General features: G+C 41.0%; 19 protein-coding genes. All 19 read right to left on the bottom strand.

Going from position 1 to position 15,592, the window contains the following annotated elements; all coding sequences use genetic code 11:
• Positions 1–256: 256 nt before the first annotated feature.
• The 19 genes from D5F11_RS23115 to D5F11_RS23025 all read right to left on the bottom strand — a co-directional run bounded on the left by D5F11_RS23115 (position 257) and on the right by D5F11_RS23025 (position 15,537).
• Positions 257–919 (bottom strand): ArpU family phage packaging/lysis transcriptional regulator, encoded by a 663-nt coding sequence (locus D5F11_RS23115; RefSeq protein WP_120118544.1) that lies wholly within the window; start codon positions 917–919, stop codon positions 257–259.
• A gap of 115 nt (positions 920–1,034) precedes the next feature.
• Positions 1,035–1,781, bottom strand: coding sequence for a hypothetical protein (locus tag D5F11_RS23110; protein WP_120118545.1), 747 nt, complete (start codon positions 1,779–1,781; stop codon positions 1,035–1,037).
• 191 nt (positions 1,782–1,972) lie between these two features.
• On the bottom strand, positions 1,973–2,809 hold the full coding sequence (locus D5F11_RS23105) for a S1 RNA-binding domain-containing protein (RefSeq protein ID WP_120118546.1): 837 nt from the start codon (positions 2,807–2,809) through the stop codon (positions 1,973–1,975).
• Between the two features lie 854 nt (positions 2,810–3,663).
• Positions 3,664–5,391, bottom strand: coding sequence for a type IV secretory system conjugative DNA transfer family protein (locus D5F11_RS23100; RefSeq protein WP_245998304.1), 1,728 nt, complete (start codon positions 5,389–5,391; stop codon positions 3,664–3,666).
• Positions 5,392–5,547: 156 nt separating this feature from the next.
• Positions 5,548–6,378 (bottom strand): hypothetical protein, encoded by an 831-nt coding sequence (locus D5F11_RS23095; RefSeq protein WP_120118547.1) that lies wholly within the window; start codon positions 6,376–6,378, stop codon positions 5,548–5,550.
• Positions 6,379–6,398: 20 nt separating this feature from the next.
• Positions 6,399–6,710: a hypothetical protein gene (locus tag D5F11_RS23090; protein WP_120118548.1), complete on the bottom strand. Its 312-nt coding sequence runs from the start codon at positions 6,708–6,710 to the stop codon at positions 6,399–6,401.
• A 78-nt stretch (positions 6,711–6,788) separates the two neighbouring features.
• A complete protein-coding gene (locus D5F11_RS23085) occupies positions 6,789–7,457 on the bottom strand; it encodes a hypothetical protein (protein ID WP_120118549.1) in 669 nt (222 codons plus the stop codon).
• Between the two features lie 36 nt (positions 7,458–7,493).
• Entirely contained in the window at positions 7,494–8,060 is a 567-nt protein-coding gene (locus D5F11_RS23080) for a hypothetical protein (RefSeq protein ID WP_120118550.1), read from the bottom strand.
• Between the two features lie 20 nt (positions 8,061–8,080).
• Positions 8,081–8,542 carry an RDD family protein gene (locus D5F11_RS23075; RefSeq protein ID WP_120118551.1) on the bottom strand — a complete coding sequence of 154 codons (462 nt, stop codon included), beginning with the start codon at positions 8,540–8,542 and terminating at the stop codon, positions 8,081–8,083.
• Between the two features lie 96 nt (positions 8,543–8,638).
• Positions 8,639–8,833, bottom strand: a complete 195-nt coding sequence (locus D5F11_RS23070) for a hypothetical protein (protein ID WP_120118552.1) — start codon at positions 8,831–8,833, stop codon at positions 8,639–8,641.
• Between the two features lie 19 nt (positions 8,834–8,852).
• Complete coding sequence (locus D5F11_RS23065; protein ID WP_120118553.1) at positions 8,853–9,458, bottom strand: restriction endonuclease; 606 nt, start codon at positions 9,456–9,458, stop codon at positions 8,853–8,855.
• 49 nt (positions 9,459–9,507) lie between these two features.
• A complete protein-coding gene (locus D5F11_RS23060; RefSeq protein ID WP_126646668.1) occupies positions 9,508–9,936 on the bottom strand; it encodes a hypothetical protein in 429 nt (142 codons plus the stop codon).
• A 301-nt stretch (positions 9,937–10,237) separates the two neighbouring features.
• Complete coding sequence (locus D5F11_RS23055) at positions 10,238–10,486, bottom strand: hypothetical protein (RefSeq protein WP_120118556.1); 249 nt, start codon at positions 10,484–10,486, stop codon at positions 10,238–10,240.
• Positions 10,476–10,967, bottom strand: a complete 492-nt coding sequence (locus D5F11_RS23050) for a hypothetical protein (RefSeq protein ID WP_120118557.1) — start codon at positions 10,965–10,967, stop codon at positions 10,476–10,478. The genes D5F11_RS23055 and D5F11_RS23050 overlap by 11 nt, the downstream gene beginning before the upstream one ends.
• Positions 10,968–10,988: 21 nt before the next feature.
• On the bottom strand, positions 10,989–11,240 hold the full coding sequence (locus tag D5F11_RS23045; RefSeq protein ID WP_126646667.1) for a hypothetical protein: 252 nt from the start codon (positions 11,238–11,240) through the stop codon (positions 10,989–10,991).
• Between the two features lie 259 nt (positions 11,241–11,499).
• Positions 11,500–12,528, bottom strand: coding sequence for a replication-relaxation family protein (locus D5F11_RS23040; RefSeq protein ID WP_185830875.1), 1,029 nt, complete (start codon positions 12,526–12,528; stop codon positions 11,500–11,502).
• A 330-nt stretch (positions 12,529–12,858) separates the two neighbouring features.
• Complete coding sequence (locus D5F11_RS23035; protein ID WP_120118560.1) at positions 12,859–13,512, bottom strand: hypothetical protein; 654 nt, start codon at positions 13,510–13,512, stop codon at positions 12,859–12,861.
• Between the two features lie 307 nt (positions 13,513–13,819).
• Complete coding sequence (locus D5F11_RS23030) at positions 13,820–14,485, bottom strand: hypothetical protein (RefSeq protein WP_120118561.1); 666 nt, start codon at positions 14,483–14,485, stop codon at positions 13,820–13,822.
• 20 nt (positions 14,486–14,505) lie between these two features.
• The gene (locus D5F11_RS23025; protein ID WP_120118562.1) at positions 14,506–15,537 is read right to left on the bottom strand and encodes a C40 family peptidase; all 1,032 of its coding nucleotides are present in this window, start codon (positions 15,535–15,537) and stop codon (positions 14,506–14,508) included.
• Positions 15,538–15,592 lie beyond the last annotated feature (55 nt).

Genomic DNA, 15,592 nt, shown 5'->3' with positions numbered 1-15,592 from the left:
AAATTTTTGGGAATTCAGGAATTTACTCGTTTGGAATACCGAGAGTATATTAAATAATTGTGTAATGTCCTTTGACGCTTCCGCAGTCAAAAGGTTCCCTATATCACCTTACAATGTTGTAAGTTGTACAAATCCGAATGCGTCGGTACTGTACCTTCACCATAGCACGCTGTTTACATAACCCTCAAAAAATCGTAAGGAGTTTTTCGAGAACCAAAGTTGGCCTACACAATTGATTCGAAGGGAAGTTGTGTCATCAAATTGTTTTTTTGATTTGATTATGATTTTGTAAGGCAAGTCCTAGCCAATATAGACCTTCCTTTTTCCTTCTGTAATAAAAAGCTCTTGTCAGATGGAGTTCGGCATAAACAAAATCATCAAGTGGATAATTGCCAGACACTTCAATCTGCAAATACTTTTTCTTGATGATCTCCCTTTGAAGTTCAGGTAATTCGTTTAATTTGCTATGAAAAAAATCGAGCCATTGTCTTGCCTGAACTGCTTCATCATTTGGCTTGTCTGTTTCACCAAATGGAGAATCCGATCTATTTGCTTTAAGCTTCATTTCATAATACTTCTCAATCCATTCTTTCAAAGCATATTGAATAAACATATCCTTTTCATCTTTAAATTTCTTTTTAGCTTTTTCTTTATCCGAATGGAATTGCAAGTAAGTGTGCACTACTTTGAAGTCTTCATAATTAAACTCGTCCAAGTTTTGAATGTTCATATACTTGAAGATATGGGATAATTGGAACAGTACCTCATATGGGATGAATCCCGACCCCTCACTGTCATCGCTTGGAAAATAAGGCACGTTGAAGACTTTCAAGTTCCCATTATAAAACGTTTTAAATGCGACTTGTTTTCCGGGCTTCACTTCAAAATTCTCGATGTCTCCTTTTTTTGTAGTCATCAAAACCGTCTTTCCCCCTAATCTTTTGTTGTATCCTTTACCGCTACCTACCTTCGTAGAAGCATCAGTAAAGAATCGACTTAACTACACCACCCCCTATATCCCGTGACTCTGAAAACTACTGATCTTTTACGAAGTCCCCATCTTTTAAGAAATAGAAGATATTCTGAACATGTTCCACTTCCGAGAGAAGATCGGAGTCGAGCGTAACTCTCGCTTTCAACGGGAGCAACGCATGTTTCAGCAACTCCAAATGGCGGATTTCTTCCGCAATGACAATGACTCGTTCATTGAACCCATCACCTTTCCATTTCATATACATGAGAAAATCGTTGATGTCGCCCCTTACCACGTATACATACAGAAGGGATTGCCTGAATTGGATTGCGCCGATGAATGGGTTTGGCGTAGGAAAGATGGCGGATACGGCTTTCTTTTCCTCCGCCCCGCTTCCATGAAAACGTTCGTACAGTTTAAAGAACAGGATTCGTTTCAAAACGTCTTCTGTTTTGTACTGCACCCAATAATTTAATTCATAAGCATCTTCCATTCCGGCGATTAGTGCACCGTTCATCCCGAGCGTATAGATGGGAATGATTTTTCCGTCGAGCCGCATTTCATGGCGTACAATCTTTTGCTCCGCGACCATGCGTTTCAGCCGTTTTTTGTCGATATTGAACAATTTTTGTAGCTGCTGCCCTCCGATGACACCTACTTTGCTAATCGCGTCAATTGCCTGTTTCTCCTTGTTTGACTCTGAACTGAAATGCTGAATGCGTTTCAGATTGGATGGTAGCCGTTCCCAATGCAATGTCCATGAGTGGGAAAGAGAAAACGGACTGATTGTTGCATTGGCTACATTCACTCTATTCACCCCCTTCTTTGCCGGATTGTCTGCAATTTAATAGTTGAAGTAAAAATAGCGGAATATTGCTACTGCACAGTTCAGGTATATGAGTGTTCTCAAAAGTTTCCAATAAGAAGGATGCAATGTTTGATCACCTAAATTCAGACGATTTGAAAAGGGATTGAATAACAACCCCTTTTCTTGTTTGCTTAATAAACAACACGTACAATTTTCGCCCGAATTTGTTGTTCCTTTTCGTCAATCCCAATAATCCGCACAAGCACCCGGTCCCCTCTTTGAAGGTTTTGATATTTCAAGTGGCTTGCAAGAGAGTCTACGCCAGCTTCTAAGTTGACGAATACGCCAAACTCACGAACACCGGAAACCGTTCCGACGTATTCGGCTCCGCGCTTATATCTAGCCTTGCAGTCCTCCCACGGATTCTTCATGAGTGCCTTCGCGCTAACTCTTACTTCTTTCTTCTCTGTATCAATATCCAACACCTTAACTCGTAGGTGGTCACCCGGCTTGACTTCTTCCGTCAAATCGTCGATCCATCCATATCGAATCTGATCGAGTGGCAATCTTACTTCAATGCCACCAATATCAGCACGGACGAGATTAGGACTGACTGTGCGGACAACAGCGACAATTTCATCTCCTGTTTTGATCCGGCGAAGTGTAATTTCCGCCATTTCTTCAAGAGCCGCTGTCCGGGACGCCATAAATATTTGCTTTTCCGCATCCTCGATATATTCAAGCACCTTAAAGGCTACTTTTTTTCCAGTCAACGCACGCAACTGACGCAAGTTTTCGACTCCTGTAAATTCCATTGGAATATAACCTTTGATCTTACCAACATGGACTACCGCACATTCCTTACTTCCGATATTCTCGATCCCAACAATTTCAGATTGGAGAATCTTATCGTTTTGCCTTGCCCCAACTACCTGTTGCCAATCTTTATCGTATTGTTCCTCTGGGGCGAGTTTCCTCGCGTCAAAGCCTTCAATCAACATGGAAGTGACATTCAATTCTTCCGCCATTCAACAAACACTCCTTTTTTATGTTTTGTATCGAAAAGCCCCCACGAAATGATTCATAGGGGCCTGATACTAAGATGAAATTGTTAATCGACTTTTTGTTTTCTTTTTCTATTTTTCAGCTGCTTCCTTTTGGACTTTTTCTCTGATTCGATCAATACCAAGAATATTTTTCTTCTGCTGTATCTGTATTTTTCACCGGCAAATATGCAGCAATCGTCTGTTTTGACATCCTATATGAACTTGTGCCTATCCACTCCTTTCCATCGTTTTGACTATTTTTCTGTATATACACAATACGAGTAGAAATTTCGTATTATACACACATTGTAGACCAAAGGAAATACCAATACAACGGTTTGTGGAATTGAAAAACAAAAAATAACCCGACGGCACTTCCTTGCTTCGTTGCAAGAAAAACCGCTTCGGGTTATTTTTCGGAATAGATCACACTTTGGGAAAAGGTAGGTGCAATAGTTTCTGGTATCCGTTGTAAATGTAAGTCGAATCATTTTGAGAACACCGCTTTGTCTTATACAGACCCAAAAAAGTGAATTCCAAGGTTCAATTTATATCTGTATATGGGTTATTCATAGCGCCGCAGGTATGATGGCTATTAACGGAGCGGATATGAGCCAAGCAACAATGGTGTACCTTAGCTTCTTAGCTATTGCGTGTCCGATCTATTTTCTCAAGTGACACTCCCAAAGCTAAAGCAGTGGGATTCTTGCTACCAATGCGTATCGATTCATCTACAAAACAGACACCAAAACTATTCATTTTGTGTAGTCCTGCGCCGACTACACCTTAATACTACACAATATGAATATAAAATACAACAGTTTGTGTAACTTTTTTTAGTCCCAGAACCCATCATCGGATCGTAGTACCACATTAGGCTTATCTTCCTCTTGTTTCGGTTGAGTGAACACTCCCCCTTCTTGTCGTTTCGAATATGCTCCATCCTCTCTTTTTGTCTTCGGGGATGGGGGCGACTGCTTCCGGTTGTCATACGTTTGCACTTCCCTTTGATCGGCACTTTCTTTCTTGACTCCATGAAGGGATGCCAGCTTAGGCTCCCGCATCTGTGTATCGGAAGTCGCAACCTGTTCTTGGGGGATTGCCTGCATGTGAGAATCTTGCGTATCTTCTTTTGGTGCTTCGATGTATCCGCTGATGGCAGGTTCCTTTTTCTTGTTTTTTCGCTTATACAGCAACATATTCAAAACACGTTTCATATCTGCACGATTATTCTTCGTCGGACTTTCAGTTTCCCATTCTCTACGTTCTTTCCAATCTCTAGGGACGAATATTCCCTTGCCAATCGCAGGTTTTTGTGGTGTTCCATCTTTCAACAACTTGTGAATGAAATGAAACTTCGGCAGTCCATCCATTAAATCGGTATAATCAAATCTGTATTCCTCTTCTTCTGTATCTCTATAAGAATCAGGAAACAAGTTTGGTAACAGGATTCTATTTTTATAAGTGCTTTGTCGCATAATAATTTTATCTTTACCAAGTTCGTCAGCAAACTCTTTAGCATCTTCACTCTTTATCCCACCGAAAGTGATGATATTGCGGCAACCACCTAGAATCGCCCTTTTCATTGCTCTGGCGCTTAATTTTCCTGATTCAATTTCTAATTGACCAAGTGATTGAGTGGCAAATATTCCTGCAACTTTATATTCCGCCGCTAAGTTAAGGAAGATTTCAACATCTGGGTTAATATAACGCGAATATTCATCCACGATTAAGTAATGAGGAATTCGAGTGTCTTCTGTTCCTGGTCTACGAAACGTCCCATTTTGTAGATGCATGATTACAAACTGCCCAAAAGCATCGCCTGATGTGCGTAACTTACCCATTGCTGTATTCACAGCTAAGATTCCGCCATTTTCGAAATGTGCATCAATATCAATACTACTCTTTCCGGTCATGATGCTACGAAGTGCATCGTTTGATACCACGTTTTCAAGTTGGGCCCGTAAACCAATAACAAATTGACGGTACTTATCCCGCATACTTCCAAGAAGTTCTGATTCAAAGAAATGAACAAGATCCGTCATACCGTCTCTTTGTTTCAATTCCGCCACTTTCGCTTCAAGTACAGCTTGATCTCGCAGCGTGTTCATTACGTCTATAATATCCATGTTATCGCCATGAAGTTCTTTCAATAGCTTCGTGACGTTCCGTGCGGATAGCTCCTGTACAGTCGCAAAGAAGGCATCTTGCTTTCCAAATAAACCTTTCAGGACGACGACTGTTGCTTCCGCAACATCATTAATTTCTCCCTCCATCGGATTAAATTTATCAGTCGTATCAGGTTGCATTGGATCAATATGTGTATAAGGCAAGCCCATCTCCCTAGACATTTCTGCAACCATAGCAGCCACGTCCCCTTTCGGTTCAACAACCGATAGACCAAGAGGAATGCCACGTTTCTTTTGAAGTAGCAACTGATAGATGATCGGTTTTAATATCGTGGCGGTTTTCCCACAACGGGTCGGGCCGACAACCAACATATGGGTAAAACAATCACTTCCGCCCCATGTGATCGGTATGATCTGTGGATTCGCTAAACTCATGCAAATAAAACTCCTTTCTTTTTTAAAAAACAACAACAAGCGACACCCTCTATGTTTTGAAGGCATCGCTTGTTATCAACTTTTTTATTGGATGTTCACTTTGCTATTTCTCCCGTCATACATTCGAAATGAGCAAAACATCTTTCTTTTTCGGACCTATAATCGTATGCTGTAGAAACCTCCGTATGGCTGATATACGTATACTGTTTGATAGGGACGGGAATCCCCACTTGCATTCTTTACTCGCCATGCGAATGGATTGACGCTCTTTACGTCCTTCCTTTTGAGCAGCTGCTCATAGTTCCCGGTATAACTGAAATAGAATTTCAGAAGCGGAATGTTCTTTTTGGAGTAATAGAAATCCTTGAACCGAATTCCGAGCAATATATAATAATGCAGATAATCATTCGTCATTTCCGACACTTCTATTGGCTCGTCGTGGCGTACACTCTTGAAAATATAAGCTGTCATATCAGGATCGAACATTTTGAGTTCATGATAGATGGTATCGGCAATTTCGATTTTCCGTAATCTTCCCTTTACCTCATAATTATCAGGGTGTGTTTTCTCCACTTTGAAGTATCCGTCTTCAATGAAGTGAACTTCGTCCTTACCCATGACAAGTTGCTTCAACCCTTTGTAGGCCTCTGCATAATACTGATTTTTAAACCGTATGAACACATATTTGCTTTTCGGCATCAAGGCGTGTTTCACGCATTCTTCGAGAGTTTTAAAACCGTCGAAGAAACGGTAGCTGCCTTCGATATGGTCGAGCCATTGATTCAATTGAAAATCATTGATTTTGATAATGGGGTGCGCGGACCGAGCATTCTGCAAAGAATACAGAAATTGCCGTTCATCATACTCTCTAATTTTGCCGCTTTTCTTCAAATACGAAAGGAACTGTTGCTTATCGAAGGGATATTTAATATTTAGCAATTCCCTTCTTATTCTTGCATAATGATTGGACTTATCGGCATGGTTCATGTAAACAAAACTCCTTTTGTTTATTTAGTTTCTTTGTAATATCTGACTGATAGAACCAACAAAACAACAGCTACACTAAATTGGTACAATAGAGACAAAATGCTTCCAGATGGTGGTATTTTTAACAGTAAGAACAGTGATGTATAGACAAACAGCCAAATTGAGACAACAACTATTCCTGCAATCGCATAGCCTACAAACAACTCTTTCTTTGCTTTGTACATTAAAAACAACAAAATGAATAAGCCTACTGTTAAAGCGAACATGTCACCCACGATAAACAACCAGCTATAGATAACAAGCGAAATAATAAAACTAAATCCCTTATCCAATCTTATCCTCCCTTTCTTTTGCTTGAAAAATAAATACTAAAAAGCGACATCTTCTAATTCAGAAGACATCGCTCTTTTTCACTGTACAACTTTATTTATTAATTCCACTAATTTCTTGGATGGGTCAGCGAACTTTGGCAATACGCTTTCGAGTTCTGGAAGAATCGCTATGAGTTCCTTGTTCAACTCTATTCCCGGCTGTGGCATTCCCAACATGGCAAGTATTGTGACGAGCGATGAATAGGCATCCCCAATAAAAAGGGCTTGCTGATTGCAACGTTTCCGCATTTCCTCTCCGTTCGGGGCGGCTTTCGATTCCTCACCCTTCACCAACATCCCCACATCTTTGGATAATTGGTAGACGAGAAAGCCGAACAGTTCCTTCTTCTCATCTTCCGAAGGGATTCGTTCCCGTCGCTTGAACACTTGATCCGTATAGGAAAAGGACGTTTCCGCCGACAGTTCTCGGATAAGACCGAAACAGGAAGCTATCAGCGCATCCTTGATTTCCCTAAGCAGCCGCTCCGTCCGTTCGTTCTCACCTGCCTTCTGCATGTCCTCTTTCGAAAGACTTCGAAGCGCTTTGATGAGTGAGAAGGCGATCTGCGAATTTTGGGTATTGTAAAATTCCCTTTCAAAATCCTCTCGTGTGAGGGGAATTTCTACATTTTCCTCTTTTCGACCCACGTCTTCTTGCTGTTTCTTCTGTTTCTCACCTTTCTCATTGTCCTTCCACCATAGCCACATACCTTTTCCTCTCCTTCAAATCAAAATGTGTTTTGTTTATCCTGCAAATTGATACGTGATTCCGCCACTCTCGTCCTTTTCATATTCAAACCCTGCTTTATCAAGCACTTTCACCATCGCAGCATCACGCTTCTTCAAATGGGCGTTGTAATCCTCAATCGCTTCATTCAATTCTTCCAATGTTGTTTCTTTGGACACGAAGACATCCGCCACATGTTTTGCGATTTCTAATTGTTTCTGGTAATACTCACGTAAAGGCGTTAATTCTTCAATATCTGTCTCTGTTTTTTCTTCAAGTTTCGTAATAGCCTCTGTAAACAAAGAGACGGATTCCTCGCTTGGCTCCGCTTCCTCCATAAGCTTGTTCAAGTGATCGGCAAGCAAAGTATCCACATCAATACTAAACATCTTTTGTACGTACATATGAATTTCTTCTTTCAAGACATCTTCCTCCGACACCTGTTCAGCCTTCACTTTTTCCGTCAGCTTGTGTAAGGCATCCGGGAAAAGGGCGTAAGCAGATGCGAACACTCCTACGCCAAGGAAGAAAGCCAGAAATCCGAACCATAATTTGTTTTTTTGTTTTTGCTCCTTATTTTCCAAATCCATTTCCTCCGCTTTAATTAGTTTTTCACGACATATGTTTTTGCGATGAAGTCATGCAATGCACGTTTTTCCTTTGTGAATGCTGCCATGATGTATCCAACATAAAAGATCATGCCGGATAGATACTTACTGAAATATCTTCCGATGGCCCGTCCAACAGAAATACGTCCGCCATTTTCATCGACAACTTTGATACCGAATACCATCTTTCCAATTGTCGCCTGCTTCTTTGAACTTTCCATCAGAACATAGTAGATAATGGTCGCGATCATCGAAAATAAACCATTTACAAATACTGCTGTTATATTTGCAGCTGCCATTTGTGATTCGTTTCCCATTACAGGGACCAAAATGAGCAAATTAATAAACATTTGAATGAAGAACAGTGGGATTCCTAAAACAAAACCATCAATCAGAGATGCTACAAATCGAATCCAGAACCCCGCGTATTTTCGTTCTGCTATTGCCATGTTTCTCATCCGTTAAAACCTCTTTCGTTTTTCAGTTACTTCTACACTTTACGTGTAGGTTGAAAGCAAAAAAATGCAATTAACTACGCCTTTTTCCTCTTTTCCTTATTTCGTTAATCTTTCTTTAATCCGCAGAATGCTAATTACTACGACATAAAGAACAATCACAGACAAGATTGAAATCATGAGCAATAGAAAAAATTCTTTATTACTTCCACCATTAATCATAAAAAGAATATAGATGGCAAAAAAACCAATTAAGTTGAACCAAAATCCTCCATTTCTTGCTCGTTCCGTCATCTATTTCATCCTCTCTGCGTTACGGTTTTAATTGTTCATTCATTACTGCATATTTCCCTTCCTTCTCTTGCTTCGCTTCCACGTTTTTCCACATCGCTTCCTCAAACAGTAGCTTAATACTTTCCCTTACCTCTTTCGGGTCCGCATCTGGGTTCACGGTCAAAATCAATCTTTGCAATAGGAATCGGTCGATCAATTTCACCTGACATGCTTCGGCCAGAAGACGGGCGTTTTCCGTGAAGACAGTGTTTGTTATGAGCCAGGCTTCTTCCACTCCATGGTAAATACGCGCCGCCACGATTTCTTGAACTGCACGGACGCCTACCCGTGTATTTTCACCGAGACGATTAATCTGCAAAACGGCTTTTGTTTCCCCGTCCAAAAGGAAATCCGCCCCGAACAACACTTCCTGTTCCTCGACTTCAATGCTCTTGAACCCGACTTCTCTGAATAATAATTTGATGAAAGCACCGAATTCTTTTTCATCCATCCGGTCAATGTCCCGAATGCCGGATTTTCGTAAGTTCTTTTCGTAATTCCTTGCCCTCAAAACATGAACAAGACTTGAAATGGCAAGTGTAAGAACCAGCACTGATACTACCCATCCGATCAATTGTTGTGACAAACTTCTTTCTCCTTTCCTTTGTGTTTATTGGACTCCCTACCATGACGTTTCAAGTAACCCCAAGGTTCCTTTCGAGTAAGGAACGCAATTCTGAATGAATATCCTTCCTCATGAACGGCTCATAGTACATGAGATTGATAATTTCATAGCAAGCACGCATGTATTTTTCATCCTGAAGCGCTATTTCGATGTCCTTCATATTTTTCTTGTAAAGCTCTGTAGCTTCCTTATCTACCTTTTTCGACGTACCAACTTTCACAAGCTGCTTATAATAAGAATGCAAGGCGGCTTTTGCTTCCAAATTCTTACGCCTTCTCTCCGGCGGTTCACAATCCTTCGCATTCCACCAGTCATCATGGTTTGTCAGGACCGTGTACAGCCGGAACAGTTCCATGTTGGTCGGCTGCTCCCTTTCTGGTTCCTTCTGATGTTTCTTCCTTCCGCCGAATAATCTTTGAACAATATTCATTCCCTTCATTCCTTCCCCCATTCAACTTCCATTACCAATTCTTGAAGCAGGAATCAAACAGAGACTGCGAGTATGGTGAGAGCTTTGCATTTTCACAACTTCGCATCTGTCGAATCACTTCATTCACACTTCCCATTTTTCTATGCTTCGAGACGACAAAACAGATTTTATATTCCATTCCTTCCTTCGTTTTAATCACGATAAGCTTTACAATTTTTCCTCTTCTTGAACTTGTGGATAACTCTGTGGACAAATTTACTAACTTCCTTTCTTTCAATCTGTTTTCTTTTTGTTTATTTCAAAACAAGTTTTATTTTTCCCGCTGTTTCCCTACCGGCTCGATCATATAGATATTGGTCTTTTTCTCATACACATCGACCATGTCGTCCACCGGGCCTTGTGCCATTTTCACAAAGAAAATGACCGTTCCCCCTATAATTAGAAAAAACAAAACGAGGATGATATTCAAAAAATATCGTCCTCGCTCGTCACCACTCTTTGCTGTCGCCCGCAAGTTTTCAAAATATCGATCCTTGCTGTCATATGGTTTATTCTTCATTGTCAGTCGATTCCCCCAATACGATCATGACTTCCTGCTTCGGTTTCTGCTTTCGTTTTTTCCACTTTTCATATGCACTTTCCTGTGGCGGCTCCTTAATCCGTTGATTTCCCCGTTTCTTTTTATAGGACGATTCAGCTCGAATGTATATAAAATTCCCGTATACTCCTATCAGCAGAAGCATGAACAGAATTGCTTTCATTATCATTTCAGCACTGAATATCTTATCGAACGTCCATACTGAATGGAGGTAACTCGACAATAGCAACGCTACATAGACTGTCAGAGAAAACACGAGCAGCCGTTGTAATTTCCGGCTATTCCTCTTTGTTATGAAAGCCGCCACGTAATAACCGATCGTAAGCGTCACCCCTGTTAGTAATATCAATTTTGGCGATGGAATGTAATCTCCCCCAAACATTAACGCGACACCTATTCCCCCTACTGCAAAATGGAGTAAAGCTATCAGCAGTTGTACCAAATATTGCCCCCTCCTTTCCGATTAATTGAAATCACCGGCCATTCGATTTCCTGTATAGGGTTCCGATCCATGTTTTTCTTTGAATGCCTTTCTTCGAATTTCCACTTCGAGAATAAGCGCCATTTCATCCGAAAGGACGTCTTTTACGATTTCGAACATTTTCTCTTGTTCTTTCTCGCTCAAATGCTCGCTGACTTCCTGCGCCAGATAGTTTCCGTTGTTTAGTAAAGAAAATAAATGCTTTAATTCAGGTGTCACTTTATACTGTGTCAATGTGAAATGCCATCCTTTCCATTCCTTTATCTTGTATCCGGCGCAAGACATAGTTTTTTGTATCCTTTACCGTTCGTGTAATACCTACTTCTTTGTTGCTACCATCCGATGAAAACAAAACGTCTTTTGATGAACAGTGTGTAATTGAATATGAATAGTGTCGGGCTACCTACTTTTGCTATTTCGTACCTCATTACAACTAAATTCTTGTTGAATTCAAAACGTGTTTTGAAGGACAGGACGGTTCCTGTTCGCTGCCCTATTTCAAGTTGTTCAAGTAGGACATGACTTGATTCGGACCTGTTTCCAAATAATCAATGTGGCGGATTTCTTCCAGCAGCTCCTTGTGAAAGGCGATCTGACTAAGAACAAGTAATTTTCTTCCGTCTTCTGCATATTTCTCCTTCCGGTATCGAAGCAAGTTGAATATTTTTTTCAAATCCGTATCAAGCAGGTTCACAAAATACTTTTCCTCGCCTTCGTGCCAAACGACCGTATCTAAACCATCGTGGCGGATGGATGAACCTGTGAGTTTTTCCTTGAACGCTACACCCATTTCCGAAACAACAAAGCCAAGTATCTTGTCCTCATTGTCATAATGTTGCAAGTAACTCCTTCCGAATGAGTGGGGAAATATTTTGATTCTCCTACGTTTTCCAACCACGCTGCGACCATCTTCATTAAGCAGTCCTTTTGCTATTGACTCGAAACTTTCCTTTCCTTTGGTAAATATCAAGAAATCGTTAATCTGATCATAGTCCCCAACTTCTCGAATTGTTTTCTGCAAGTTCTTTGGGCTAGTATTTGCTGAAAGAATGTAGATTCCATACTCATCCAACGTGTGGCGGTGTAACAGCATTCCTTGTATATTGTCACTCCGGTTCAAATTGAATCTTGCTTTCGTATCACGACTATCCGATAGCGTCCATCCATAGGGTTCTAAATCAACAAGCAAGTCGTTCGTCATCAAGACAAAGGGTAAGTGGTACTTATCAATTTTCAATTGGTACGCCTGCCGCTCGACAAACATCCCCTGTTTTCGCAAACAGGTGATGCCCGTCTCGCTAATACGATGGTATTTTCCCTGACTACGTTGCGAAGTTAAATAGCCAGAAATCGGTTCACTATGCAACAGTTTTCGTTTCCGCAACACATGCAATTTTTTGTACGTGTAGGGCATCGACATCCCGTACATACGTCCGATCTGCTCCGTTGTCAACGCGCGGTACTCATAAAGCCCCGCAAGAATTTCTGTATCTAATTTGCATAAACGTTCGTTTCCTTCCAAACGCATGTCCCCTCCTACTCCCCTACAAATGGAGTCTGTATTCCTGTTTTATTGCGATTAATTGCCATATTGAGCGCACGGATTGTTTCGTTACGCCACATTGTAATGATTTACAACATGGCTAACAAAACTTCGTGGATTTTCACCCCAATTCCGATATTGGTAGAGAAATAGCACAAAACCAGCAATATCAAAGGGCTAATCGACTTAAAAGAGGTATAAATTAAACGTCACACCGGGGTAAGGATTAAGGTTTTCACAAACCTATTTAGTTCTTACCTTTTCGTAAAGGTATAATCTATAAATCAAAAGGTATAATTTAATAGAAAATCAATCCCAATAGGGGTTAGAATCACAAGCTACTACATTTGTCTTATTCTCCCTTTCCTCGATTTCTTTGATTGAATTAATATCCACGTCACTGAATATTATTTCATCGTCTACATCATTTCTTTTCTTACTTCGCCATTCCAAAAAGTTGATAAGGTTTTCTCTTTCTAATACAAAAACATCGATATACGGGTCCCTTTTGGTCAAGTAAGCTTCCTCAAAAAGTGTTAGAACTTGTGCATTATCGTCAGGTATTAACCCGGTCGCCCGGACCGCATCTATCAAATATTTTCGGTTTCGATTATCCAAATCTCGTATGCTCGCATCCTTAAAATGATGTTCAATTACCATGACAGCACGCTTATAACTGATCTCAATTGCTTTGAAATCATACTGATTGAATGTTGCTTCCAAATACATCCGGCGAATAAGCCCCTGAAACTCCTTGTCATATGCATCATATAGTGGCAATGTTCCCGGATATGAAAAACGAAAAGCAGGAAAACCATCTATTTCAAGTGGTTCCGACTGCTTATTCCGAAAATTAATTTCAGGTACATAACTCAAATCCTCGGAAGAATAGCCAGTCTCTTTTATCAAACGCACACGAAAATCCTCCAAACTTTTCAGCAACGGACTCATTTCTTTTGGCAATGTAAATACCTCCTTCGTTATGACGTTATTTATTCACGCAAGCCATTGAAAACATTGAGCTTTCTAAACGTAACGTCGGACAGCAAAACATCCTATTCCTTACTAAATTTCACCGTGTCAGACGAGAGCAATAGAAAATTAAGTCAAAACATTGATATATATGCCTTAATAAACCCGTAATGGCGTCCGACACGAATTTTTGATAACGTCCGACAAGAAGGGGATTGACCTCTGTTTAACAGTTGACAAAGGTTTGCTTCCCTTCATTTCTAATGTCTGACGTGACAAATACTTTGCGTGGGAACAGTTATTTATCCGAAAAAACCCTGTCAAGCCCTTCGATTTCATTGACAAGCCATTTATCATCTACCTTGACGACATCTGCATAGTACATTTTCCTTTGCGTACTAACTGTCTTTACACCGTCCAGCAACTGCCAGTCTGCAAAGATAACAAAACGCATTTCATTATCATTCTTCGGTTCAGTAGCAAAGATTTCTAAATTGGAAATATCACGTTTTTTGTCATCCTTGCTTATTTGAATATCCTCGATCGCCTTCTTGTAGAAATGCTCTGTGGCATATGGCTGCCATTCCACTTCATTTGTTTCATCTAACACCCAAATCGCCATTGCTTTGGCGACAGTTATTCTCGCTTGATCCACCGGTTCATTCCCGAATTTTTTAATGAACTCGTCTTCAAAATCAGGCTCGGTAGGCTGTTCAGCCGCACGTTCCTTTTCATTCTCTACTTCTTTTTTTCCCTTCTTCTCATCTTTTTCTACGGTCGGCGTTACTTTCTTATCCGGGATCTTTGTCGGTAATTCATCTGCGGGTTCCTCCTTAACCACTTCGGCTTGTTTTTTCGGTTCTTCCTGCACTTCCGGTTCTTCCTTCCCTTTAATCAACGCAACAACGGCAAAAATCAGCACGACCACCATCGCGACGATGCCTATGATTTTCGTTTTATCCACGTTCATTACCCTCCTGTTATTTATTCCGAGAAATCTGCTACTCTGCCGAACCCAACAATTTTCGGTCTCCAATATGAATTGAAGGGATCGGAATATCCGACACCAGAATCATTAGAATCGTACATTTTCCCATTTCCAACATACATGCCTACATGCGTGACCGGGGCATAGGAAGCCGTGCTAAAGAAAATCAAATCACCCGGTTGCAATTCATCTTCTGTGATGCGTTGGCTGAACTTGTATTGTTCATAGGATGTCCGAGGGAGTTGAATGCCTGCTTTCGCATACGCCCATTGCATCAATCCTGAACAATCAAAACCAGTGGAAGGATTATTACCTGACCAGACATAGCCCCAACCCTGATATTTCAGCATTTCTTCATAGATGATCTGAAAGGCATCATTTCCAATCGCCGGGATTCCTTCACAATTCATGATAAGACCGCCAAGTTCAGCCGCAAATTCCGTCACTTTCGGAACCCAGTGTTGATTCAATCCGTTCGGATCATTTGCAGCACCAATCGGGGCGTATACCGCACCAAGTTTTTCAATCGTATCAAGTCCATCGTCGATAATCCGCCGTTTCAGGTTTGCCATCGTATAGCGCAAGCCTTCCTCCATGCTTGGGAATCTCATAAGACTGGACCAACCGGATGCCGGGTCCATGATGCCCCCCGGATTGTTATAGTTCCTCACGGCATTTGATGTACCTCTCCCCGTTTCATGCAACATGATTGCAGATGCAAGCACAGGGTCAATCCCATATTCATCTGCAAGGCTAATGATGGTATCTCCATAACCCGCAAGTGCACCCACTTTGGAGGAATCTGCAAAATTTGCGTCCCATATATCGAAATCCACTTCTCCTTCGAGCCGGCAGAAAGAACCAAAACTGCTTGACCGTTCCTGATCTTCTTCATCTACGATAATGATGAACATGCCAGCTACAATAAGGAGGAATAGACCGATCATCAATAAAGGAAGGCAACCAAGACCCGCACCTATACCGATAAGCCAACCTTTACCGCCTTTTTTGTTTTGTTCGTTTTCCATACCTCAAACTCCTTACATGCGTACTTGTGTCCAAAAAAACAATAGGAAAAAGCGT

Origin of the sequence: Siminovitchia terrae (assembly GCF_003605405.2) — a bacterium.
Taxonomy (GTDB): domain Bacteria; phylum Bacillota; class Bacilli; order Bacillales; family Bacillaceae_C; genus Siminovitchia; species Siminovitchia terrae.
This window is presented reverse-complemented; position numbering and strand designations above follow the sequence as displayed.